Consider the following 21,809-nt stretch of genomic DNA (forward strand, 5'->3'; position numbering starts at 1 on the left):
CGGATCACCACCACTACTCCCGCCGATGACCTGTGGCATGGGCGAAGAAAGCAGACGAACATGTCCCACCTGCTCGACTCCGTCGACGCCGCGTCGCTGCGCAGCGACGTCCCGGCCTTCCGCCCCGGTGACACCGTCAACGTCCACGTCCGCGTGATCGAGGGCAACCGCTCCCGTATCCAGCAGTTCAAGGGCGTTGTCATCCGTCGCCAGGGCGCCGGCGTCCGTGAGACCTTCACGGTCCGCAAGGTCTCCTTCAGCGTCGGCGTCGAGCGTACCTTCCCGGTGCACAGCCCGATCTTCGAGAAGATCGAGCTCGTGACCCGCGGTGACGTGCGTCGCGCCAAGCTGTACTACCTCCGTGAGCTGCGCGGCAAGGCCGCGAAGATCAAGGAGAAGCGCGACAACTGAGTCCGCCCGGCACATGCGGGGCCCTATAGGCTCTGCGCCTGATGGACACAGAGGTACACCTCCCGGAGCGCGACCGCGCCGATCCCGCCGAACAGCGGGATGAGCGGTCGCGCTTCGGCGTACGTACACAGCGGTATGCGCTGCTCGCCGTGGCGGCCGCCGCCGTGGTCGCGCTGGTCAACGTCTTCGTGGCCCAGCCCTTCGAGATCCCCAGCGGGTCGATGGAGAACACCCTGCGGGCAGGGGACCGCGTGCTGGTCAACAAACTGGCGTACCGTTTCGGCGAGGCGCCCGCCAGAGGCGATGTCGTGGTGTTCGACGGCGAGGGATCGTTCGTCCAGGACTCCGGCGGGAGCGACTACGTCAAGCGGGTCATCGGTGTCGGTGGGGACCGGGTGACCTGCTGCGACGAGCGGGGCAGGATCACCGTCAACGGGCGCCCGCTGGACGAGACCTATCTTTACCCCGGGGACACGCCGTCCCGGGTAGCGTTCGACATCGAGGTTCCGAAGGGGAGGCTGTGGGTGATGGGTGACCACCGTGCCGACAGCCGCGATTCCCGTGACCATCTGGGCGACCCCGGAGGGGGCACCGTTCCAGTGGACAAGGTGATCGGCCGGGCCGAGGCGACCTTCTGGCCGCTGGGCCGCCGCCGCTCCCTGGACGGCGCCCATGGGTAGCCGCGGGCGGGCGAACGCCGGCCAGCCGAGCCGTGCCGAGTACCTGGGAGAGGAGCCGGCGGGCCCGCGCAGGGGCGGCGGCCGGGCCGAGCGGCGCAAGCTGGCGCGGAAGGTCAAGCGCAGGCGGCGTCGTTCCGCGGCCAGGGAGATACCCCTGCTCATCGGGGTCGCGCTGCTGATCGCGCTGGTGCTCAAGACCTTCCTGCTGCAGGCCTTCGTCATCCCGTCGGGCTCGATGGAGCAGACGATCAGGATCGGGGACCGCGTCGTCGTCGACAAGCTCACACCGTGGTTCGGCTCCCGGCCGCAGCGCGGCGACGTGGTGGTGTTCAAGGACCCCGGCAACTGGCTGGAGGGCGAGCAGGCCCAGTCCGGCGAGGACCCGGTGGTCGTGAAGCAGGTCAAGGAGTTCTTCACCTTCATCGGGCTGCTGCCGTCCGCGGACGAGCAGGACCTGATCAAGCGGGTGGTCGCGGTCGGCGGCGACACGGTGAAGTGCTGCGACGCCCAGGGGAAGATCACCGTCAACGGGACCCCGCTGGACGAGCCCTACATCCATCCGGGCAATCCGCCGTCGGAGATCAAGTTCACGGTCAAGGTCCCGCCGAACCGGCTCTTCGTGATGGGTGACCACCGGTCCAACTCCGCGGACTCCCGCTTCCACCTCAAGGACGCCGGCGACGGCACCGTGCCGGAGAACCTGGTGGTGGGCAGGGCCTTCGCCGTGGCCTGGCCGATGGGGCACTGGGCGGGGCTGAAGGAACCGGCGACGTACTCCGGCGTCGCCGCGCCGGGGGGTTCGGGCGCGTCTGCCGCGAGGGCGGGCCCGGGAGTGGCAACATCCAACAATCGGCAAGGAATGACCCCGCTCCCGACTCCTGCGGAACTCCCGCTCGTTATGGGGGTGGTGGGCTTGCGCCGCATATGGCGCGGGCGGCAGCGCGCAGCAAGCGGAGTAAGGAGTGGATGTGGGGGACCTGGTGGTCGGCGCAAGGTCCGGACGCGGAGAGCCGGAGGATCGGGACCCCACGTCGGGCGGCTCGGCGGGCGACGGCGAGGCGCCGCTCGGAAAGAAAGGCCCGGACGCGGGCGCGGAAACCTCCGAAGAGGCGAGTGACACGAAGGGCCGTGACGGCGACGCGGGCAAGAAGCAGCAGCAACGTTCGTTCTGGAAGGAACTGCCGCTGCTGATCGTCATCGCGCTCGCGCTGGCCTGGCTGATCAAGACCTTCCTGCTGCAGGCGTTCTCCATCCCCTCGGCGTCGATGGAGAACACCCTGAGGATCGGCGACCGGGTCCTGGTCGACAAGCTCACGCCCTGGTTCGGCTCCGAGCCCGAGCGCGGCGAGGTCGTCGTCTTCCACGACCCGGGCGGCTGGCTCGGCGAGACCGTCCCGGTGGACACCAACCCGGTGACGAACGCGATCCAGAAGGGTCTGAGCTTCGTCGGCCTCATGCCGTCCGCGGAGGAGAAGGACCTGATCAAGCGGGTCATCGCGGTCGGCGGGGACACGGTGGAGTGCAAGGGCACCGGCCCGGTCAAGGTGAACGGCAAGGCGCTGGACGAGCCGTACATCTACCCGGGGAACACCCCCTGCGGTGACCGTCCCTTCGGCCCGATCAAGGTCCCGGACGGCCGCATCTGGGTGATGGGCGACCACCGGCAGGACTCCCTGGACTCCCGTTACCACCAGAACCTGCCGGGCAACGGCACGGTCTCCGTGGACGAGGTCGTCGGCCGCGCGGTCGTCGTGGCCTGGCCGATCAGCAACTGGTCCACCCTCCCCGTGCCCAGCACCTTCGACCAGCCCGGCATCAACGCGGCGGCCGCAGGTCTGCCGGCCGCGGGTCTGCCGGCCGCGGGCGGACTGGCCGGTGCGGTCCCGCTGGTGCTGTGGCGGCGGCGCCGTCTGATCAACCGGGCCGGGTGAGAGGGCTGCCCTCGGTCCGTACCGCCGGGTAGGGTGCGGACGCATGAGCACGAGCACACGCACGGGCACGCGGACGGCGACGGGGCGAGCAGGCGAACAGGGCGGCGGGCGGACCGGACGGATAGTCTCCGGTCTGGCCGTCGCCCTCGGCTGCGTGCTGTTCCTCGGCGGTTTCGTCTGGGGTGCGCTGGTCTACCAGCCGTACACCGTCCCCACCGGATCCATGACCCCGACCGTCGACGCGGGCGACAAGATCCTCGCCCAGCGGATCGACGGCTCCGATGTGCGGCGCGGGGACATCGTGGTCTTCACCGACCCGCTGTGGGGCGACGTCCCCATGGTGAAGCGGGTCGTGGCGGTCGGCGGTGACAAGGTGGCCTGCTGCGACAAGCAGGGACGGCTCACGGTCGACGGCAAGCCGGTCGACGAGCCGTTCCGGCTCGACCCCGAGGGCCCGGCGTCGCCGACCTCCTTCTCGGCCACCGTTCCCCGGGACAACCTGTTCATGATGGGCGACAACCGGGCGACGTCCGAGGACTCCCGCTTCCGCCTCGGCGACGCCGACAACGGCTCCGTGCCGCGCAGCACGGTGTCCGCGCGGGTCGACGGTGTGGCCTGGCCGCTCGGCCGCGCGGGCGTGGTCGCCAGGACCGGCGCGTTCGCCGCACTGCCGGGCGACGGGCCCTCCGGCCCCGGGCCGCTGCGCACGGTGGGCGTGGCGCTCGCGGCCGGCGTGGTCCTGATCTTCGCTGGTGCGGCCTACGGCCCGGTTGCGGACCGGGCCCGGCGGCGGAGGGCGGCGCGATAACGATGCGACGGCGCGCGGCCCGGGTCGTCCTCCTGGACCCCTCCGACCGGATCCTGCTGCTCCACGGGTACGAGCCGGACGACCCGTCCGTCACCTGGTGGTTCACCCCGGGCGGCGGTGTCGAGGAGGGCGAGAGCCTGGACGTCGCGGCGCGCCGCGAGCTCGCGGAGGAGACCGGGATCACCACGGCCCTGCTCGGGCCGGTGCTGTGGGAGCGCTCGTGCGCCTTCGACTTCGACGGCCGGCGCTGGGAGCAGGACGAGTGGTACTACCTGGCCCGCACCGACGACGTCCGGGTGCACACGGCCGGTCTCACCGAGCTGGAGCAGCGCAGCGTCGACGGCCTGCGATGGTGGACCTGTGAGGAACTGCTCGCCTCGCATGAGACGGTGTACCCGACCAGGCTCGCCGAGCTGCTGCGCGCATTGCTCGACGAAGGTCCCCCATTGTCCCCGATTCACCTGGGGACGGAGCGTGACTGACGCACAATGGGGGGACGTACGGCTGAAGGGGAACATGCCATGAGCGCCGAGGACCTCGAGAAGTACGAGACCGAGATGGAGCTGAAGCTCTACAGGGAGTACCGGGATGTCGTCGGCCTGTTCAAGTACGTGATCGAGACGGAGCGTCGTTTCTACCTCACCAACGACTACGAGATGCAGGTGCACTCGGTCCAGGGCGAGGTGTTCTTCGAGGTCTCCATGGCCGACGCGTGGGTGTGGGACATGTACCGGCCGGCGCGCTTCGTGAAGCAGGTGCGCGTGCTGACGTTCAAGGACGTGAACATCGAGGAGCTGAACAAGGCGGACCTCGACCTGCCCTCGGACGACTCCGGCTTCAACGGCTGAGCCGGCCGGGGCCGGCGGGTTGTCCACAGGCCCCGATCAAGATCATCTCTCGGGCACCACTTCCCTCACAGTGAGTGACGGAGGTGGTACCGATGAACGCCCGAGGAGCTTTCGGACGCTACGGCGAGGAACTGGCGGCACGGTCTCTGACCGAGGCCGGGATGACCGTGCTGGAGCGGAACTGGCGGTGCAGGCACCGCGAACGGCACGGCGAGATCGACATCGTGGCGGCGGACGGCGACGCGCTCGTGGTGTGCGAGGTGAAGTCGCGCGCGGAGTCCTGCGGTGAGCACCCGATGGCCGCCGTCACCCCGCGCAAGGCGGAGCGGCTGCGGCTGCTCGCCGAATGCTGGCTCGCCGACCACGGCGGACCGCCGCCGGGCGGGGTGCGGATCGACGTGGTCGGTGTGGTGCTGCCGCCCCGGGGCGCCGCCCGCGTCGAGCACGTGCGGGGGGTGGAGTGATGGGCTTCGCCCGGACGTGTTCGGTGGCGCTGCTGGGTGTGGAGGGCGTCGTCGTCGAGGTCCAGGCGGACCTGGAGGCGGGGGTGGCGGCGTTCACGCTGGTGGGGCTGCCGGACAAGAGCCTGAGCGAGAGCCGCGACCGGGTCCGCGCCGCCATCGTGAACAGTGGCGAGACCTGGCCGCAGAAGAAGCTCACCGTCGGCCTCAGCCCGGCCTCCGTCCCCAAGGGTGGCAGCGGCTTCGACCTGGCGGTCGCGTGCGCCGTCCTCGCCGCGAACGACCGCGTCGCCCCGCGCGACATCGCCGACCTGATGATGATCGGCGAGCTCGGCCTCGACGGCCGGGTCCGCCCGGTCCGCGGGGTGCTGCCCGCGGTCCTCGCCGCCGCCGACGCCGGGTACCGCCACGTCGTGGTCCCCGAGCGCACGGTCGCCGAGGCCTCGCTCGTACCGGGGGTCTCCGTGCTCGGGGTCCGCAGCCTGCGGCAGCTGATCGCACTGCTCAACGACGAGCTCGCCCCGGAGGAGGACGAGGAGCCCGCCGACGGGAGGCCGGACCCGATGCTGGCCGGCCTGACCCTGCCGGGCGCCGGCCACGGCACGGGGCTCGCCGACACCGGCACCCCGGATCTGGCCGAGGTCGCAGGGCAGGGCACCGCCAGGACCGCCCTGGAGGTCGCGGCCGCCGGCGGTCACCACATCTATCTGAAGGGGCCGCCGGGCGCTGGCAAGACGATGCTGGCCGAGCGGCTGCCCGGGCTGCTGCCGCCGCTCACCCGGCAGGAGGCGGTGGAGGTCACCGCCGTCCACTCGGTCGCCGGGATGCTGCCGCCGGGCCGGCACATGGTGGACCAGCCGCCGTACTGCGCGCCGCACCACTCGGCGACCATGCAGTCCCTGGTCGGCGGCGGAAACGGGCTGCCGCGGCCGGGTGCCGTCTCGCTCTCCCACAAAGGTGTGCTTTTTCTGGACGAAGCACCCGAATTCAATGGTCAGGCCCTCGACGCGCTGCGTCAGCCCCTGGAGTCCGGCCACGTGGTGATCGCCAGGGCGGCCGGAGTCGTCCGCCTTCCCGCGCGATTCCTGCTCGTCCTCGCCGCCAACCCCTGTCCCTGCGGGCGGTACGGCTCACCCGGCGGGACGTGCGACTGCACGCCGAGCATGATCCGCCGCTACCAGGGGCGGCTCTCGGGGCCCCTCCTGGACAGGGTTGATGTGCGGGTCGAGGTGGAAGCCGTCAGCCGCTCCGAGCTGATCGGGGGCGCCGGCTCCGCGGAGTCCACCGCGGTGGTCGCCACGCGGGTGCGGGAGGCCCGCGAGCGCGCCGCCGCCCGGTACGCGGACACCCCGTGGCGGCTCAACAGCGAGGTCCCCGGCCATGAGTTGCGCACCCGCTGGGCCATGGCGCCCGGAGCCCTGCGCTCCGCGGAGCGGGACATGGAGCGCGGGCTCCTCACCGCGCGGGGACTCGACCGGGTCCTGCGCGTGGCCTGGACGGTCGCCGACCTCGCGGGCCGTGACCGGCCCGACGGCGTCGACATGGAGCGCGCCCTGGAGCTGCGCACCGGTGTGCGCCGCGGCATGGCGGCGGCGACGGGGGCCGCGCGATGACGCAGATGCCGCCCGGCACGGGCACGGACGGGGACGCCGGGCCGGACTTGGAGGAGGAGCCGCCACCGACGCCCGAGGAGCGTCTGGCCCGCGCTGCCGTGACGCGGATCGCCGATCCCGGCGACGGACTCGTCGACGCCTGGCTGCGGGAGCTCGGCCCCGTCGAGACCGTACGGGCCCTCACCGCCGGTGAAGAGCTGCCCGGGGCGGGCGAGCAGCGGGCGGCCGGATACGCCCTGCGGGCCCGCCGGACCCGGCCGGAGCGGGATCTGACGGCGGCCCGGGCCATGGGGGCCCGTTTCGTGTGCCCCGGTGACCCGGACTGGCCGCGGCAGCTCGACGACCTGGGCGGCGAGCGCCCGTACGGACTGTGGGTGCGCGGCGGGGCCTCGCTGCGGATGTGGGCGCTGCGGTCGGTCGCCGTCGTAGGCGCCCGCGCCTGCACCGACTACGGCTCCCACATGGCGGCGTCCCTCGGCGCCGACCTGGCGGAGGCCGGCTGGGTCACCGTCTCCGGGGCCGCCTACGGCGTCGACGGCGCCGCGCACCGGGGAGCGCTGTCCGTGACGGGGGCGACCGTGGGGGTCGTCGCCTCCGGAGTGGACGTGCCGTATCCGCCGGGTCATGCCGAGTTGATCGGACGCATCGCCGAACAGGGGCTGCTCATCGGTGAATTGCCACCCGGATCGCATCCCACCCGCAGCCGCTTCGTGCTCCGCAACCGCGTGATCGCCGCCCTCACCCGGGGCACCGTCGTCATCGAGGCCCAGTACCGCAGCGGCTCCCTGATCACCGCCCGCCGGGCCCGCAAGCTGGGCCGTTTCGTCATGGGCGTGCCGGGACCCTGCACCTCGGCGCTGTCCCAAGGGGTCCACGAGCTGCTGCGCGCCGAGGGGGTCCTGGTCACCGGCGCCGCCGACGTCATCGAACTCGTCGGCCGCATCGGCGAGGACCTCGCGCCCGAGCGCCGCGGGCCGGTCCTGCCGCGGGATCTGCTCCCGTCCGCGGCCGCCCGGGTCCTGGAGGCCCTGCCCGCCCGGGGCGGGGCCGGCGTAGCGGAGCTCGCGGTCGCCGCCGCGAGCACCCCCGACGACACCCTGACCAGGCTCCATGAGCTGCACGCCCTCGGTTTCGTCGAACGGGACGGCCCGCGCTGGAAGTTGTCGCAAGGCCGTGAGGCGGCTCCCACGGCTCCCACGGCAGAGGGAGGTGGCCAAGCCGACACGCTCTCCCGGTGAACACACCATCAGGTGACAGGACGGTTCTTGACCTGGGACCCCCTGGATGGCGAGGTTATGGGGACGCCCGAACGTCGCCCTGAGCGACGGTATGGTCACGCTACGCTCAAGGAGGTTCGAGTCCCGCCCGTCCCTCAGGTCACGCAGAACGGCTCAGATCGACGCATGCACCGGCACACTCCCGGGCACGAAGGCAGCACGGCGGCGACCGCCGTCACCGGAAACCCCCGGCCGCCCGCCCCCACCTCGCTCGACGCGCTGTGGCGGACCTACAAGTCCACGGGGGACGCACGCCTGCGCGAGCAGCTGATCCTGCACTACTCACCCCTGGTGAAGTACGTCGCGGGACGCGTGAGCGTCGGCCTGCCGGCCAACGTGGAACAGGCGGACTTCGTCTCCTCCGGGGTCTTCGGGCTCATCGACGCCATCGAGAAGTTCGACCCAGAGCGCGCGATCAAGTTCGAGACCTACGCGATCACCAGGATCCGCGGGGCCATGATCGACGAGCTGCGCGCCCTGGACTGGATCCCGCGCTCGGTGCGCCAGAAGGCCCGCGCGGTGGAGCGCGCCTACGCCACCCTCGAGGCCTCCCTGCGGCGCACCCCGACCGAGTCCGAGGTCGCCGCCGAGATGGGCATCGCCCTGGAGGAGCTGCACGGTGTCTTCAGCCAGCTCTCCCTGGCCAACGTCGTCGCCCTGGAGGAACTGCTCCACGCGGGCACCGACGGCGGCGACCGGCTCACCCTGGTCGACACCCTGGAGGACACCGGCGCCGACAACCCCGTCGAGGTCGCCGAGGACCGCGAGCTGCGCCGCCTGCTGGCCCGCGCCGTCAACACGCTGCCCGAGCGCGAGAAGACCGTGGTCACCCTCTACTACTACGAGGGGCTCACCCTCGCGGAGATCGGCCAGGTGCTCGGGGTCACCGAGAGCAGGGTCAGCCAGATCCACACCAAATCCGTTCTGCAATTGCGCGCGAAACTGGCCGACGTCGGCCGTTGACGCCGCTTTGCCCACGGGTGCGCCCGATGACAGCGCCGCTTCCGTACAGTGGTGAGGTGCCCAAGATTCGAGCGGCCTCGGTGGCCGAGCACCGGTCGATGCAGCGTGACGCCCTGCTGGACGCCGCGCGCAGTCTGCTCTCCGAAGGCGGGACGGAGGCCCTGACCTTCCCCGCCCTCGCGGAGCGCACCGGGCTCGCCCGGTCCTCCGTCTACGAGTACTTCCGCTCCCGGGCCGCAGTCGTCGAGGAGCTGTGCGCCGTCGACTTCCCCGTCTGGGCGGCCGAGGTCGAGGCGGCCATGGAGGCCGCCCCCACCGCCGAAGCCAAGATCGAGGCGTACGTCCGCAGCCAGCTCACGCTCGTCGGTGACCGCCGGCACCGGGCCGTGGTCGCGATCTCCGCGGGCGAACTCGACTCGGGCGCCCGTGAGAAGATCCGCGCCGCCCACGGTGGTCTGGTCGCCATGGTCGTCGAGGCGCTCGCCGGGCTCGGCCACCATGAGCCGAGGCTCACCGCGATGCTGCTCCAGGGCATCGTCGACTCCGCGGTCCGCCGGATCGAGCTCGGCGCCGCCGAGGAGCCGGACGCCATCGCCGACGCGGCCGTCACCATGGCCCTGCGCGGCGTCCTGGGCTGACCGGCGGGACCTTCCCGAACGCCTCGATCGCACCGGCCACCGTTCCGGCCACCCCTTCCGGCAAGGGCACCCCGAAGACCGGCAGGAGTCGCGATGGCCCGCCGCGCAGCATCCCGTCCGGCAGCAGCGACAGCGGGTCGAGGTAGACCTCCCCGCGCAGCAGCCCCCAGTGCAGGCAGCCGCCGGGGCAGTGCCACGGGCCTTCCGAGAGCACCCCCACCTCCTGCCCCGCTCCGACCTCGTCGCCCACCGCGACCGAGGCCCGCACCGGCTGGTACGTGATGCGCAGCCCGCCGGCGAGCTCGATCGCCACGACCCCGCGCCCCGCCACCTGACCGGCGTACGACACCCTGCCGGGCGCCGCCGCGCGCACCGGTGCGCCGGGCCCCGCGCGCAGGTCCACCCCGCGGTGCCCCGCCGCCCACGGCACTGCGGGCGGATCGAACCCCCGCTCCACGACCGGTCGCCGGCCCCCGCCGGACGGATCCACCGGCCAGGCCCGGTCCGTGCCCCCGCCGGCCGGGACGACCGGCGTCCGGGCAGCGGCCCCCACCGGGTGCACGAGCCCCCCGAGCCACGTCAGTACCGCCAACACCACCACCGCGTATGTCCTCATGGTCCAACGGTGACGTGTTCCGCCGTCGCCGGATGATCATGGAAGCGGCCTGTGGACAACCTCGTACGGCCCCCGCCCCCAGGCACGCTGTCGCCCGCCGCTCCGGCGGTCCCGTACACTTTCCATGGCGATCCGGGTCACCGGGTCGACTTCGCACGCCCCGCCACCGCCCTACAGCGAGCGGTGGACGCGCTCCTCGGTCCCTCGTGGCACGGCGCGTTCGGGGCGTCAGGCGCGGCCGCCGTCCGGCGACCGCGAAAACCGAGTACCCCTAGGAGTACGGCCATGGCCGTCGTCACGATGCGGGAGCTGCTGGAGAGCGGCGTCCACTTCGGGCACCAGACCCGCCGCTGGAACCCGAAGATGAAGCGCTTCATCTTCACCGAGCGCAACGGCATCTACATCATCGACCTGCTCCAGTCGCTGTCGTACATCGACCGCGCCTACGAGTTCGTCAAGGAGACCGTCGCACACGGCGGCACCATCCTCTTCGTCGGTACGAAGAAGCAGGCCCAGGAGGCCATCGCCGAGCAGGCGACCCGCGTCGGCATGCCCTACGTGAACCAGCGCTGGCTGGGCGGCATGCTCACCAACTTCTCGACCGTCTACAAGCGCCTGCAGCGCCTGAAGGAGCTCGAGGAGATCGACTTCGAGGACGTGGCCGCCTCCGGCCTCACCAAGAAGGAGCTCCTGGTCCTCTCCCGTGAGAAGGAGAAGCTGGAGAAGACCCTGGGCGGCATCCGCGAGATGCAGAAGGTGCCGAGCGCCGTCTGGATCGTGGACACCAAGAAGGAGCACATCGCCGTCGGTGAGGCGCGCAAGCTCCGCATCCCGGTCGTCGCGATCCTCGACACCAACTGCGACCCCGACGAGGTCGACTACAAGATCCCGGGCAACGACGACGCGATCCGCTCCGTCACCCTGCTGACCCGTGTGATCGCCGACGCCGTCGCCGAGGGCCTCATCGCCCGCTCCGGTGCCGCCACCGCCGGTGACAAGGCCGAGGGCGAGCCGCTGGCCGCCTGGGAGCGCGAGCTGCTCGAGGGCGACAAGGCGAAGGCCGAGGAGACCGCCGCCGAGGCTGCTCCGGCTGCCGAGGCCGCTGAGGCGCCTGCCGCCGAGGCCGCTGAGGCGCCCGCCGCCGAGGCCGCGCCGGCTGCCGAGACCGCCGAGGCGCCCGCCGCCGACGCCGAGCAGGCCTGAGCCTCAGCCCGCCTTCCGATGCGTGTGAGGACGGCGGGGGCTCCGGCCCCCGCCGTTCGTCCGTAGAACCACCGCTCACCGGATCCACCGACTTCCGAGAAGAGACTGACAGACCATGGCGAACTTCACCGCCGCCGACGTCAAGAAGCTCCGCGAGCTGACCGCCGCGGGCATGATGGACTGCAAGAAGGCGCTCGAGGAGGCCGAGGGCGACCTGGACAAGGCCGTCGAGATCCTCCGCGTCAAGGGCCAGAAGGGCGTCACCAAGCGCGAGGGCCGCTCCGCCTCCAACGGCGCCGTCGTGTCCCTGATCGCCGGTGACAACAGCGAGGGTGTCCTCGTCGAGCTCAAGTGCGAGACCGACTTCGTCGCCAAGGGCGACAAGTTCATCGCCGCCGCCGACGCCCTCGCCGCCCACGTCGCCGCCAGCAAGCCGGCCGACCTGGAGGCGCTGCTCGCCTCCGAGATCAAGGACGGCCAGACCGTCCAGGCCTTCGTCGACGAGGCCAACGCCACCCTCGGCGAGAAGATCGTCCTGGACCGCTTCGCCCAGTTCACCGACGGCTACGTCGCCTCCTACCTGCACCGCACCAGCCCGGACCTGCCCCCGCAGGTCGGTGTCCTGGTCGAGCTGGACAAGGCCGACGCCCAGGTCGCCAAGGACGTCGCGCAGCACATCGCCGCCTTCGCCCCCACCTTCCTGTCCCGCGAGGAGGTGCCCGCCGAGACCGTCGAGAACGAGCGTCGCGTCGCCGAGGCCACCGCCCGCGAGGAGGGCAAGCCCGAGGCCGCCCTGACGAAGATCGTCGAGGGTCGCGTCAACGGCTTCTTCAAGGAGAACGTCGTTCTCGAGCAGGCCTTCGCCAAGGACAACAAGAAGACCGTCCAGAAGGTCCTGGACGAGGCCGGCGTCTCGCTCAAGCGCTTCGCCCGCTTCCGCGTCGGCGTCTGAGCGACCACCGCGCAAGCGATTGACCGACGGCCCCGCTAGGGTCGTACGCAGCCGGCCGCTCACCGGCAGGCCGCAGTTGTGACGAGGAGGCCATTGCCCACAGGGAACCATCACGGACCCTCGGCAATGGCCTTCTTCGTACGTGCACGAGGAGATCTCCATGGAACAGGACGCCGACAAGGCACCCACCGCCACCGGCAGCACCCACAAGGGCCGGTACCTGCTCAAGCTCTCCGGCGAGGCCTTCGCCGGCGGAGGGGGACTCGGAGTCGACCCCGACGTCGTGCACACGATGGCCCGCGAGATCGCCGCCGTCGTCCGCGATGGCTACGAGATCGCCGTCGTCATCGGCGGAGGCAACTTCTTCCGCGGTGCCGAACTCCAGCAGCGCGGCATGGACCGGGCCCGCTCCGACTACATGGGCATGCTCGGCACGGTCATGAACTGCCTCGCCCTCCAGGACTTCCTGGAGAAGGAGGGCATCCAGTCGCGGGTGCAGACGGCGATCACCATGGGCCAGGTCGCCGAGCCCTACATCCCGCTGCGCGCCGTGCGCCACCTGGAGAAGGGCCGCGTGGTGATCTTCGGCGCCGGTATGGGCATGCCGTACTTCTCCACCGACACCACCGCCGCGCAGCGCGCCCTGGAGATCCACGCCGAGGCGCTGCTGATGGGCAAGAACGGGGTCGACGGGGTCTACGACGCCGACCCCCGCTCGAACCCCGACGCGGTGATGTTCGACGCCCTGGAGTACGCCGACGTCATCGCCCGCGACCTGCGCGTCGCGGACCTGACGGCGATCACGCTGTGCCAGGACAACAAGCTCCCGATCCTCGTCTTCGAGCTGCTCGCGGAGGGCAACATCGCGCGGGCCGTGAAGGGTGAGAAGATCGGCACGCTCGTCAACGACACGGGCGCCCGCTGACGGACGGCGCCGGCCGCAATCCGGCCTGCGATCCGCCCGGAACGGGGATGGACAAGACGCTGCCGGTCGGACACCGTGCAGGAAAGACGCGCGCAAGGGCCGAGGCTCTGCCTTCTGAATACCAGGAGCACATGGTGATTGAAGAGACCCTCCTCGAAGCCGAGGAGAAGATGGAGAAGGCCGTCGTCGTCGCCAAGGAGGACTTCGCCGCGATCCGCACCGGCCGCGCCCACCCGGCGATGTTCAACAAGATCGTGGCGGACTACTACGGTGCCCCGACCCCGATCAACCAGCTCGCCTCCTTCGCGGTGCCCGAGGCGCGGATGGCCGTGATCACCCCGTTCGACAACTCGGCGCTGCGCAACATCGAGCAGGCGATCCGGGATTCGGACCTGGGCGTCAACCCGACCAACGACGGCCGTATCATCCGGGTGGTCTTCCCGCAGCTCACCGAGGAGCGGCGCAAGGAGTACATCAAGGTCGCCCGCGGCAAGGCGGAGGACGCGCGGATCTCGATCCGCAGCGTGCGCCGCAAGGCCAAGGAGACCCTCGACAAGCTCGTCAAGGACGGCGAGACGGGCGAGGACGAGGTGCGCCGCGCGGAGAAGGAGCTCGACGACACGACCCACAAGTACGTGGCGCAGGTCGACGAGCTGCTCAAGCACAAGGAAGCCGAGCTGCTGGAGGTCTGATCCGGCACACCGCCGGACCGGACCCTCGGCGCCGCAGGCCCGCGGCTGAGCGACTCATCCACCCACCCACCCACCCACCCATCCGACCGACCCGGACCGGACGAAAACGCGAGGCGAAACTCCGTGAACGACTCTTCTTGGGGGCCCTCGCCACATGCCGGTTCCTGGGGAGGCGAGGATGAAGGGGCCACCCGGATGGGCGGCCCCTTGTTCCGCGACGACGCCCCCGAACCGGAGCGGCACTCCGCCCGGCCCGACCGTTCCGTGCCGCAGCCCTCGGCAGCGGGTGGGAACGGCGGCCGGGCGAAGAAGAGCGCGGGGCGCAACCTGCGCGCCGCGATAGGCGTGGGTGTCGGCCTCGGGGTCGTCATCATCGCCTCGCTCTTCATCGTCAAGGCTGTCTTCGTGGGCGTCGTCGCCGCAGCGGTCGTGGTGGGCCTGTGGGAGCTCACCTCGCGCCTGGCCGAGCGCAAGGAGATCCGGGCTCCCCTGGTGCCGCTCGCCGTCGGCGGCGCCGCCATGGTCGTCGCGGGCTACGTGCGCGGTGCCGAGGGCGCGTGGGTGGCGATGGCGCTCACCGCGCTCGCCGTACTGGTGTGGCGCATGACGGAGCCTCCGGAGAACTACCTCCGCGACGTCACGGCGGGCGTGTTCGCCGCCTTCTACGTGCCGTTCCTTGCCACGTTCGTGGTGATGATGCTCGCGGCGGGCGACGGCCCGTGGCGGGTCTTCGTCTTCCTGCTGCTCACGGTGATCAGCGACACCGGTGCCTACGCCGTCGGTTGGCGCTTCGGCACGCACAAGCTCGCTCCCCGCATCAGCCCCGGCAAGACCCGTGAGGGCCTGGTCGGCGCGATCGCCTTCGCGATGGCGGCGGGGGCCCTGTCCATGCAGTTCCTGATCGACGACGGCCGGTGGTGGCAGGGTCTGCTGCTGGGCCTCGCGGTGGCCGCCAGCGCGACCCTCGGCGACCTCGGCGAGTCCATGATCAAACGGGACCTCGGCATCAAGGACATGGGCAAGCTGCTGCCCGGCCACGGCGGCATCATGGACCGCCTCGACTCGCTGCTGCCGACCGCCCCCGTGGTGTGGCTGCTGCTGGTCGTCTTCGTCGGCTCGGGCTGACCCCCGCAAGCCGGCCGTCAGCAGCTCAGCCCGGCTGCGACCCCGTCGCCACGGGCCGGGCGGGGTCCGCGCTCCACTCGCTCCACGAGCCGACGTACAGCGCGGCGTCGATCCCTGCGACGGCCAGGGCCAGCACCTGCTGCGCGGCCGAGACCCCCGAACCGCAGTACACGCCGACCCTGCCGCCGTCCGCCGTGACCCCCAGGGCGGCGAAACGGCCGGCCAGTTCGCGGGCGGGACGGAAGGTGCCGTCGGCGGTGACGTTCCCGGACGTCGGAGCCGACACGGCCCCCGGGATGTGACCGCCCACCGGATCCAGCGGCTCGACCTCGCCCCGGTAGCGCTCGGCCGCCCGCGCGTCCAGCAGCACCCCCGTACGGGCCAGCGCCGCAGCGTCGTCGGCGCTCAGCACCGGCAGCGCGCCCGGTACGGCCTCGAAGTCGCCGGGGTCCGGTGCGGTGGCCTGTGTGGTCAGTCCGCCGCCGCCGGCCGTCCAGGCGGGCAGTCCGCCGTCCAGCACGCGTACGTCGTCGTGGCCCGCCCATCGCAGCGTCCACCAGGCCCGTGCCGCGGCCCAGCCCTGGCCGCCGTCGTGGACGACGACCCGGCTGCCCCTGCGCACCCCGGCCCGCCGCATCGCCGCCGCGAACACCCCGGCGTCCGGCAGTGGATGCCGGCCGGCCGGGCCCGCCGGCCCGACGAGTTCCGCCTCCAGGTCGACGTACACCGCGCCCGCGATGTGACCTGCCTCGTACGCCGCGTGCCCGGACGGGCCTCCGCGCTCGTAGCGGACGTCCAGGAGCACGGGGGCGGTACCGTCGCGCAGGGCGGTGGCGAGCTCCGCGGCGCTGATGATCGTGTTCACCGGCCCATCCTGGCGCAGCCCGGCCGGGCCGGGAAGCCGGCCCTGCGTGCGGCGGTCTGCCGCTGCGCCCGACACCCCTCCCTGACCTGCGCTGTCGCCGCTCGTCGTGACGTCGGTCGCACGGTGCGGTGGCCCGTGACGCTGGTCGGCGGTCGGTCCGCCGCTTACACTCGAACGTGTGTACGAGCTTCCTCCGGATCCGCAGCGCCTGCGGGTGATACGCCTCTATCTGCAGATGCAGATCGCCGCAGTCGACGCCAAGATCCAGGAGGCGGAATCCGGTTCCCTGGTGGCGGCCGGGGCGGAGGCCGGAGATGACGCCGTTCCGCGGACTCGGGGCGGGAAGCGCGGTCGCACCTCCGCCTGGCGGCTGCAGAGCGTGCCCGATCCGCGCGGCGGTGCGGGGCGGGGCGTCCTTCATCGCGACGACTGCCGCGTGCCCGGGGGTGGGCGGCTGAACCGCCAGGAGTTCGAGGTCGCCCTCGGCATGCCGGACGTCGCGCCGTGCGAGATCTGCCACCCGGAATCGGAGCGCACCCCGTGAGATCCAGGACCGCGTCCGCGTCCCGAGTGGCCCGACGTGACGGTCAGTCAAGTCGCTGCGCGGCACCCGCCCGAGCCGGTCCGGCGCCCCGAACCGCTCGGAGCAGGACGGCCATCCGCCGGGTCCACCCACGCAAGATCACCCGGGCTGTGGCGGAATCCACGGTTCCGGCAACGGCATTGTCACACCCTGCGCGCACACTGTGTACGTGCCGTCGCTCCGGAAGGGAGGCCGTCGGCGCGTGCGCGTGTCCAGGGCGGGGAGAGCGGGGGAAGTGATGAGCGGTCACCGGACGGTGGAACAGATCCTCGGTGAGCGGTGGGAGGAGTACGCCGAGGAGGCACTCGCCGAGGCAGGGCAGGATCATCCGGGCCGGGCGATGGTCGTCGAGGCCTTCGGCGAACCCGAGCTGTTCGAGGAACTGATCGCGCCCTTCGGGCCCCGGTGGCCGGGGTCGGCGGCGCCCCCGGCCGGCCCTCGGACCGATCCCGACGAACTCGCCGCCAAGGTCCTCGCCGAGCTGGCGGACGACGAGGAGGTAAGCGAGGGCGACGCGTGGGGTGTCCCGCAGCGCGGACGTACCCTCCCTCGCCGACGAGCGCGGGCTGCCGGACCTGTGGTCGTCCGACGTCGAGGAGCTGTGCACGGTGCTGCGGTCGTGGGAGGACCGCTTCGGCATACGCCTGCTGGCGCTCGACCGTGAACGCCTGGTCGCCTCGGTGGCCGCACCGCCGACCACCATGGCCGAGGCGCTCGCCGTGGCGGCGGAGCACTTCGCCTTCTCGCCGGACACCATCACCCAGGCGGGTGATCACGACACCCTGCGTACCTTCGCGGCCCACGAGCTCCTGGGCAAGCAGATGTGGGGCTTCTGGTGGGACTGACCGGGCCGGCCCGGCGCGCTCGCGACCGCGTGCCCTCCCCGGGTGCCGGGCGGGAGGGCACGCGACGGTGGGAGCGGGTCAGCTCGTCTCGGTCTCCGGGCATGTGCGCGGGATCGGCCGGGAGGCGTCGGGGTGCGCCGGGCGGAGGGGCTGGAAGTAGTGCGTGAGGGCCCAGAGGCCGACGCGGGCTCCCGCGAGGCAGCCTGCGGTGTCTGCCGTCCGGGTGTGGATGCCGGCCCACACACGGGCGTCGATCATGTCCTGGTTGAGCTGCACGGCGTCGTCGTAGTGCCGTGTGGTGCCCGTGGCGTCGGACGTGAAGGTGAGGTCGATGCGAGTCGTGCCGAGGAGCCCCGTCAGGGTCTGGGCCACGGCGCCGGCGACCGCGGCGTGCCCGCTGATGTGGTCGGGGTGAGGTGGCGTGACGAGCAGCGGCTGCCACAGCGGATCCGGCTCGGTCGCCGGGTTGCCGTCGGTTCCGGCCAGTTGGACGGCCGTGATCGGCCGCCAGGATCCGTAGTGGAGCTTGGCGTCCCACGCGGTGATGACGGCGTCGGTCGCGGCGGAGTTCGCCGCGGCGAACAGCCGGGCCGTGTCGGCGATGTCCAGGCCGTGGCGGGCGCTGTGGTCGCGGAACGCGGCCTGGAGCTGCACGGCCAGGTTGCCCCCGAAGAACAGGGCGGTCTCGGTCTGCGGCGCGGTGCGGGGCGAGCCCGTCCGTGCGCCCATGGTCCTCACCTCGTTCACGTCCCGGGCGTAGCGGGCCGAGGTCAGGGCGGGCGGCGGCCCGGGCCGGAACTGGGACGGTGAGGCGAGCAGCAGCGGCCGCAGCCGGGCGAGCCAGGTGTCGATGAACGGGAGGTTCCCGGGCAGCGTGGGCCGCCAGACGCCCGGAGTCGGCGGGGTGGTGAAGTCCACCGCCGCGAACCGGCCGTCGCCTTGCCGTAGTTGGATGACGCGGTCGGCGGCGCGCGCCCCGAAGGCCACACCCTGCCGCTTGGCGTTGCCGTCGGGGATCCGGGCGAGCGAATCGGCGTACGCGGTGTCGAGCAATGTGCGGGACGCGGGGAAGTCGGAGAGCAGGACGTGGTGTGCGGCGGTCACTGCCGCCGCCTCCGGCGACGCGCCGGCGGGCCCGCGGGCGTGCCACTTGTAGGGTGCGTAGCGGCCCTCGATGCCGACCACGGCGTTGTAGACGGCGACCGAGACGAACCCGTGCCAGACGACGGCCTGCCCCGAGGGCCGGGTCGGGCCCAGGCTGGTGCCGATGACGTCCGTGGCGATGGCGTTCCACTCACGTATCGCGGCCGGATCGGCCGCGGGCTCCCGGCCCTTGCCCGCGGCCTGGGCCGGGGCGAGGGCGCCGGCCGACACCGCGGTGGCGGCGAGGGCCGCGGACACGACCATGCCGGTGAGCCGTCCGTACCACCGCGAGAGCCGCCCGGAGGGCGGCGCGGTCCTGTCTGCAGCACTCATGGGGAGACTCCTCGTCGACATCGGGCCCGAGCCGGACCGGAGGGAATTCCGTTCCGGTTCGGGCCACATCGACGTGGTTCCTACCCATGGCCGGGCGTGACGGCCGCCTGGCCCGTCAGGTGCGCGGCCGGTTCCCGTCCGCCGCCTCACAGGCGGGACCCACCCTGGGCTGACGGCCTCTCGTACGACCGGCCACACCGGTGCCCGTCGTTCGGCGGGCGCACACTGCGACGGGCCGTCGACCCGGGCCGGTCAGGGGATGGCGACCGGGGGCGGCTGGAAGGTGCCCGGCAGCGGGCTCCAGGCACTGCAGACCGGCAGGGCACCGGTGATGGTGCAGCGGCTCTCCGCCACGTCCCCGCGGAAGGTGATGACCTTGACCGACAGTTCCGATACCGAGGAGGTGCTCACGCTCGCGCCGCACACCCCGGTGCCGGGGTACCCGGGGAGCGCACTGAGGTCCTGCCAGGTGTAGGTGCCGCCCACCGGGACGGTGTCGCGCTGACCGATGAACGTCCGGCCGCGGATCACGGCGACGGAGAAGTCGCGGTTGGTCGTGTTGGCCACGCCGGTGGAGTCGATGTCACACCCCGAGAGCCTGCCGGGGCCGGGGTAGGGGGCCAGGAAGGGCCCGCGCCCGGGGCCGAGGAGGGGACCGGCCGGGTCGAGGACCGGGCCGTTGCCGGTGGTGTCGAGGAGGGGCCCGCGACCGGGGCCGAGGAGGGGGTCGGTGTCGAGGAGAGAACCGGAGCCGAGCAGAGGGCTGAGGCCGAGTCCGGGACCGATGCCGAGTCCGGGACCGGGACCGGGGTCGAGATCTCCGTCGGGGTACGGGTAGTCGTCATATGGATCGGGCCACGGGAAGTTCGACGCCGGCGACCCGGGCGAGGCCGCGTCGTTCGTGTCGGCGGCCTGAGCCGTCGTCAGGGAGGTCGCGGATATCGCGGTGGCGATCAGGGCCGCCGGCACCACCGTGCCGACGAGCCGTCCGAACCGTCGAAGGGACCGCCTGGAGGGCGGAGGGGTCCTGTCTGCAGGACGCATGGAGACACTCCTCGTCGATCTCTGGCCGGCACCGAACCGGAGGGCCTTCCGGCACGGCTCGGGCCCCTGTCGACGGGATCCGTACCCGCGCCCACCGGCGTCCGGCGCCAAGGTCATCCCAGTGGCGCAGCCCGTTCCCGGCCGCCGGGCCGCGCTCACCCGATCGACGCCCCGCGCCTGGACAGACCCTGACCGTGCGTGAGCCGTACAGCACTGGCCAACGTTCGCGGGGTGCGGGCGGCCCCGGGAGCCTCAAGGTGCAGGCCAGGAAGCATTCATGACATATATGTGGAAAACGGGTGTGGCCCGGAAGGATCCCGAGCGAGGACGAGGTGGCTGAGGTGGCGGAAGCCCCGACGGACGAGTCGGCCGGCGAGAGGTCGGTCGAGGAGGGGGGATACCGGCAGGAACTGAAACGTACCCTCGGCTCCTTCCAGGTCTTCGCGATCTCGTTCGCGTTCATCTCCGTGGCCGTCGGCATCTTCTCCACCTACGACGACGTGCTGCAGAACGCGGGCCCCGTCGGCATCTGGCTGTGGATCCTCGTCGCGGTCGGGCAGTCCCTGGTGGCCCTGGTGGTGGCTCAGCTCGCGGGACGCATCGCCCTCAGCGGCTCCTCGTACCAGTGGGCCTCACGGCTGGCGAACCCGAAGGTAGGGTGGGGATTCGGCTGGCTGACGTTCTGCTACCTGTCGATCGCCGTGGTCGCCATCGACAACGCCCTCGCGAGCCAGGCGTTCATGCCGCTCGCCGGCATGAGGCCGGACGAGGACACGGCCCGCGTCATCACGCTCGTGGTGCTGCTCGTCCAGGCCGTGCTCGCGGTGGCGTCCACCCGCCTCGTCAGCCTGGTCAACAGCGCGGCGGTCGGGCTGGAGCTGGCGCTCGTCGTGGTGATGGCGGTCGCGCTCGTCGTCGCCGCGGCGGTCACGGGGAACGGCGCGGTCGGCAACCTCACGTCGCGCGGCATCACCGAGGGCGCCCCGCACTACTTCACCGTCGGCGGCGGGCTCATGATCGCGATGATCATGGGCCTGGCCACGCTCGTCGGCTTCGACTCCGCGGCGAACCTCGCCGAGGAGGCCAAGGACCCCTACCGCAGCGTCCCCCGAGCGATCGTCGGTTCGGTCGTGGCGGCGGGGCTGCTGGGCATGCTCTTCCTGATCACGCTCACCGTGGCCATCGAGGACATTCCGCGGATCAGCCGCGACGGCTCCCCGGTCGCCACGATCATGCGGGACCAGCTCGGCCCGGTGACGGAACGGACGCTGCTGGTCGCGATCACCTTCGCCTTCTTCGGGGCGGGGATGGTGGTGATGGTGGCGTGCTCGCGGATCATCTTCGCGATGTCGCGCGACGGGCGCTTCCCCGCGCACCGGATCATGCGACGGGTCAACCCGCTTACGCACACCCCGATCCCGGCCACCGTGCTCATCCTCGCCATGGGGGTCGTCCTGATGGTGGCGCTGCCGGGCGCCGCACTGCTGGAGCTCATCACGGCGTCGACGATCCTCCCGGCGCTCATCTACGGCTCGACGATCGTCCTCTACCTGGCGGTACGCCGGCGCCTGGGCCGCCGCAAGGGCGCCTTCGACCTGGGACGCCTCGAGCTGCCTGTCGCCCTCGCCGCCCTGGCTTGGACGGTCGTCGCGCTCATCGCCCTGGTGACACCGCGCGAGGCGCTGGTGCCCCTGGTGATCGTGGTGGGCCTGCTCGTCCTCGGCGGGCTGTTCTTCCTCGGCATGCTGGTCTTCGACCGCCGGTCACTGGAGGCCGAGCCCGGCGGGGTCGACGTCTTCAAGCACTGAGCTGCCGCGAACGCGGCGGCCGGGGCCGCTGACGGCACGATCACG

The 21,809-nt window shown here is 72.0% G+C and carries 24 protein-coding genes; 20 read left to right on the forward strand and 4 right to left on the reverse strand.

From position 1 onward, the window contains the following. Nucleotides 1-60: 60 nt before the first annotated feature. The 12 genes from rplS to PV410_RS18115 all read left to right on the forward strand — a co-directional run bounded on the left by rplS (nt 61) and on the right by PV410_RS18115 (nt 9,630). Nucleotides 61-411 carry a 50S ribosomal protein L19 gene (rplS, locus tag PV410_RS18060; protein ID WP_105869103.1) on the forward strand — a complete coding sequence of 117 codons (351 nt, stop codon included), beginning with the start codon at nt 61-63 and terminating at the stop codon, nt 409-411. Nucleotides 412-452: 41 nt separating this feature from the next. Continuing rightward, nucleotides 453-1,091, forward strand: a complete 639-nt coding sequence (gene lepB / locus PV410_RS18065; protein WP_500325684.1) for a signal peptidase I — start codon at nt 453-455, stop codon at nt 1,089-1,091. Further along, on the forward strand, nt 1,084-2,208 hold the full coding sequence (gene lepB, locus PV410_RS18070) for a signal peptidase I (RefSeq protein ID WP_500325686.1): 1,125 nt from the start codon (nt 1,084-1,086) through the stop codon (nt 2,206-2,208). The genes lepB (PV410_RS18065) and lepB (PV410_RS18070) overlap by 8 nt, the downstream gene beginning before the upstream one ends. Before the next feature lie 61 nt (nt 2,209-2,269). Beyond that, nucleotides 2,270-3,022, forward strand: a complete 753-nt coding sequence (gene lepB / locus PV410_RS18075; protein ID WP_500325863.1) for a signal peptidase I — start codon at nt 2,270-2,272, stop codon at nt 3,020-3,022. A 43-nt stretch (nt 3,023-3,065) separates the two neighbouring features. Beyond that, complete coding sequence (lepB, locus tag PV410_RS18080) at nt 3,066-3,830, forward strand: signal peptidase I (protein WP_500325688.1); 765 nt, start codon at nt 3,066-3,068, stop codon at nt 3,828-3,830. A 2-nt stretch (nt 3,831-3,832) separates the two neighbouring features. Next, nucleotides 3,833-4,312 (forward strand): NUDIX hydrolase, encoded by a 480-nt coding sequence (locus PV410_RS18085; RefSeq protein ID WP_500325690.1) that lies wholly within the window; start codon nt 3,833-3,835, stop codon nt 4,310-4,312. 39 nt (nt 4,313-4,351) lie between these two features. Next, entirely contained in the window at nt 4,352-4,678 is a 327-nt protein-coding gene (locus PV410_RS18090) for a DUF2469 domain-containing protein (RefSeq protein ID WP_018562949.1), read from the forward strand. Between the two features lie 92 nt (nt 4,679-4,770). Then, nucleotides 4,771-5,142 (forward strand): YraN family protein, encoded by a 372-nt coding sequence (locus PV410_RS18095; protein WP_499514232.1) that lies wholly within the window; start codon nt 4,771-4,773, stop codon nt 5,140-5,142. Next, nucleotides 5,142-6,752, forward strand: a complete 1,611-nt coding sequence (locus PV410_RS18100; protein WP_500325692.1) for a YifB family Mg chelatase-like AAA ATPase — start codon at nt 5,142-5,144, stop codon at nt 6,750-6,752. The genes PV410_RS18095 and PV410_RS18100 overlap by 1 nt, the downstream gene beginning before the upstream one ends. Next, the gene (dprA, locus tag PV410_RS18105) at nt 6,749-7,990 is read left to right on the forward strand and encodes a DNA-processing protein DprA (RefSeq protein WP_500325694.1); all 1,242 of its coding nucleotides are present in this window, start codon (nt 6,749-6,751) and stop codon (nt 7,988-7,990) included. Before PV410_RS18100 ends, dprA begins: the two co-directional genes overlap by 4 nt. Before the next feature lie 165 nt (nt 7,991-8,155). After that, a complete protein-coding gene (whiG, locus tag PV410_RS18110) occupies nt 8,156-8,992 on the forward strand; it encodes an RNA polymerase sigma factor WhiG (RefSeq protein WP_500325696.1) in 837 nt (278 codons plus the stop codon). Nucleotides 8,993-9,072: 80 nt separating this feature from the next. Continuing rightward, nucleotides 9,073-9,630 carry a TetR/AcrR family transcriptional regulator gene (locus tag PV410_RS18115; protein ID WP_500325864.1) on the forward strand — a complete coding sequence of 186 codons (558 nt, stop codon included), beginning with the start codon at nt 9,073-9,075 and terminating at the stop codon, nt 9,628-9,630. Here the strand turns inward: PV410_RS18115 and PV410_RS18120 are convergent. Further along, entirely contained in the window at nt 9,599-10,246 is a 648-nt protein-coding gene (locus PV410_RS18120) for a murein hydrolase activator EnvC family protein (protein ID WP_500325698.1), read from the reverse strand. The two genes, PV410_RS18115 and PV410_RS18120, sit on opposite strands and share 32 nt — an antisense overlap. A 285-nt stretch (nt 10,247-10,531) precedes the next feature. On the opposite strand from PV410_RS18120, the gene rpsB reads away from it, so the two are divergent. The 5 genes from rpsB to PV410_RS18145 all read left to right on the forward strand — a co-directional run bounded on the left by rpsB (nt 10,532) and on the right by PV410_RS18145 (nt 15,143). Beyond that, nucleotides 10,532-11,449, forward strand: coding sequence for a 30S ribosomal protein S2 (rpsB, locus tag PV410_RS18125; protein WP_500325700.1), 918 nt, complete (start codon nt 10,532-10,534; stop codon nt 11,447-11,449). A 115-nt stretch (nt 11,450-11,564) separates the two neighbouring features. Then, a complete protein-coding gene (gene tsf / locus PV410_RS18130; protein ID WP_500325702.1) occupies nt 11,565-12,401 on the forward strand; it encodes a translation elongation factor Ts in 837 nt (278 codons plus the stop codon). Between the two features lie 160 nt (nt 12,402-12,561). Beyond that, nucleotides 12,562-13,326: a UMP kinase gene (gene pyrH / locus PV410_RS18135; RefSeq protein ID WP_499514239.1), complete on the forward strand. Its 765-nt coding sequence runs from the start codon at nt 12,562-12,564 to the stop codon at nt 13,324-13,326. A gap of 134 nt (nt 13,327-13,460) precedes the next feature. Then, entirely contained in the window at nt 13,461-14,018 is a 558-nt protein-coding gene (gene frr, locus PV410_RS18140; protein ID WP_319140848.1) for a ribosome recycling factor, read from the forward strand. A gap of 123 nt (nt 14,019-14,141) precedes the next feature. Continuing rightward, complete coding sequence (locus tag PV410_RS18145; protein WP_500325704.1) at nt 14,142-15,143, forward strand: phosphatidate cytidylyltransferase; 1,002 nt, start codon at nt 14,142-14,144, stop codon at nt 15,141-15,143. Nucleotides 15,144-15,168: 25 nt separating this feature from the next. Here the strand turns inward: PV410_RS18145 and PV410_RS18150 are convergent, their stop codons facing one another. Further along, nucleotides 15,169-16,008, reverse strand: coding sequence for a sulfurtransferase (locus PV410_RS18150; RefSeq protein WP_500325706.1), 840 nt, complete (start codon nt 16,006-16,008; stop codon nt 15,169-15,171). Between the two features lie 178 nt (nt 16,009-16,186). On the opposite strand from PV410_RS18150, the gene PV410_RS18155 reads away from it, so the two are divergent. Together PV410_RS18155 and PV410_RS18160 are read left to right on the forward strand one after the other, a co-directional pair. Beyond that, nucleotides 16,187-16,552: a DUF6233 domain-containing protein gene (locus PV410_RS18155; RefSeq protein WP_500325708.1), complete on the forward strand. Its 366-nt coding sequence runs from the start codon at nt 16,187-16,189 to the stop codon at nt 16,550-16,552. Between the two features lie 560 nt (nt 16,553-17,112). Next, complete coding sequence (locus tag PV410_RS18160) at nt 17,113-17,436, forward strand: DUF4253 domain-containing protein (RefSeq protein ID WP_500325710.1); 324 nt, start codon at nt 17,113-17,115, stop codon at nt 17,434-17,436. 78 nt (nt 17,437-17,514) lie between these two features. Here the strand turns inward: PV410_RS18160 and PV410_RS18165 are convergent, their stop codons facing one another. Further along, complete coding sequence (locus PV410_RS18165) at nt 17,515-18,912, reverse strand: vanadium-dependent haloperoxidase (RefSeq protein ID WP_500325712.1); 1,398 nt, start codon at nt 18,910-18,912, stop codon at nt 17,515-17,517. A gap of 252 nt (nt 18,913-19,164) precedes the next feature. Then, nucleotides 19,165-19,956, reverse strand: coding sequence for a hypothetical protein (locus PV410_RS18170; protein WP_500325714.1), 792 nt, complete (start codon nt 19,954-19,956; stop codon nt 19,165-19,167). 341 nt (nt 19,957-20,297) lie between these two features. On the opposite strand from PV410_RS18170, the gene PV410_RS18175 reads away from it, so the two are divergent. Then, nucleotides 20,298-21,764 carry an APC family permease gene (locus tag PV410_RS18175; protein ID WP_500325716.1) on the forward strand — a complete coding sequence of 489 codons (1,467 nt, stop codon included), beginning with the start codon at nt 20,298-20,300 and terminating at the stop codon, nt 21,762-21,764. The last annotated feature ends 45 nt before the right edge of the window (nt 21,765-21,809 follow it).

It is taken from the genome of Streptomyces sp. PA03-5A, assembly GCF_033792725.1.
Classification (GTDB): Bacteria; Actinomycetota; Actinomycetes; order Streptomycetales; family Streptomycetaceae; genus Actinacidiphila.

Coding starts and splice junctions, on each gene's coding strand:
- rpsB (WP_500325700.1), top strand. CDS start 10,532: ATGGCCGTCGTCACGATGCGGGAGCTGCTGGAGAGCGGCGTCCACTTC.
- PV410_RS18085 (WP_500325690.1), top strand. CDS start 3,833: ATGCGACGGCGCGCGGCCCGGGTCGTCCTCCTGGACCCCTCCGACCGG.
- PV410_RS18095 (WP_499514232.1), top strand. CDS start 4,771: ATGAACGCCCGAGGAGCTTTCGGACGCTACGGCGAGGAACTGGCGGCA.
- pyrH (WP_499514239.1), top strand. CDS start 12,562: ATGGAACAGGACGCCGACAAGGCACCCACCGCCACCGGCAGCACCCAC.
- whiG (WP_500325696.1), top strand. CDS start 8,156: ATGCACCGGCACACTCCCGGGCACGAAGGCAGCACGGCGGCGACCGCC.
- tsf (WP_500325702.1), top strand. CDS start 11,565: ATGGCGAACTTCACCGCCGCCGACGTCAAGAAGCTCCGCGAGCTGACC.
- PV410_RS18090 (WP_018562949.1), top strand. CDS start 4,352: ATGAGCGCCGAGGACCTCGAGAAGTACGAGACCGAGATGGAGCTGAAG.
- PV410_RS18165 (WP_500325712.1), bottom strand. CDS start 18,912: ATGAGTGCTGCAGACAGGACCGCGCCGCCCTCCGGGCGGCTCTCGCGG.
- dprA (WP_500325694.1), top strand. CDS start 6,749: ATGACGCAGATGCCGCCCGGCACGGGCACGGACGGGGACGCCGGGCCG.
- lepB (WP_500325684.1), top strand. CDS start 453: ATGGACACAGAGGTACACCTCCCGGAGCGCGACCGCGCCGATCCCGCC.
- lepB (WP_500325686.1), top strand. CDS start 1,084: ATGGGTAGCCGCGGGCGGGCGAACGCCGGCCAGCCGAGCCGTGCCGAG.
- rplS (WP_105869103.1), top strand. CDS start 61: ATGTCCCACCTGCTCGACTCCGTCGACGCCGCGTCGCTGCGCAGCGAC.
- PV410_RS18100 (WP_500325692.1), top strand. CDS start 5,142: ATGGGCTTCGCCCGGACGTGTTCGGTGGCGCTGCTGGGTGTGGAGGGC.
- PV410_RS18120 (WP_500325698.1), bottom strand. CDS start 10,246: ATGAGGACATACGCGGTGGTGGTGTTGGCGGTACTGACGTGGCTCGGG.
- PV410_RS18170 (WP_500325714.1), bottom strand. CDS start 19,956: ATGCGTCCTGCAGACAGGACCCCTCCGCCCTCCAGGCGGTCCCTTCGA.
- lepB (WP_500325688.1), top strand. CDS start 3,066: ATGAGCACGAGCACACGCACGGGCACGCGGACGGCGACGGGGCGAGCA.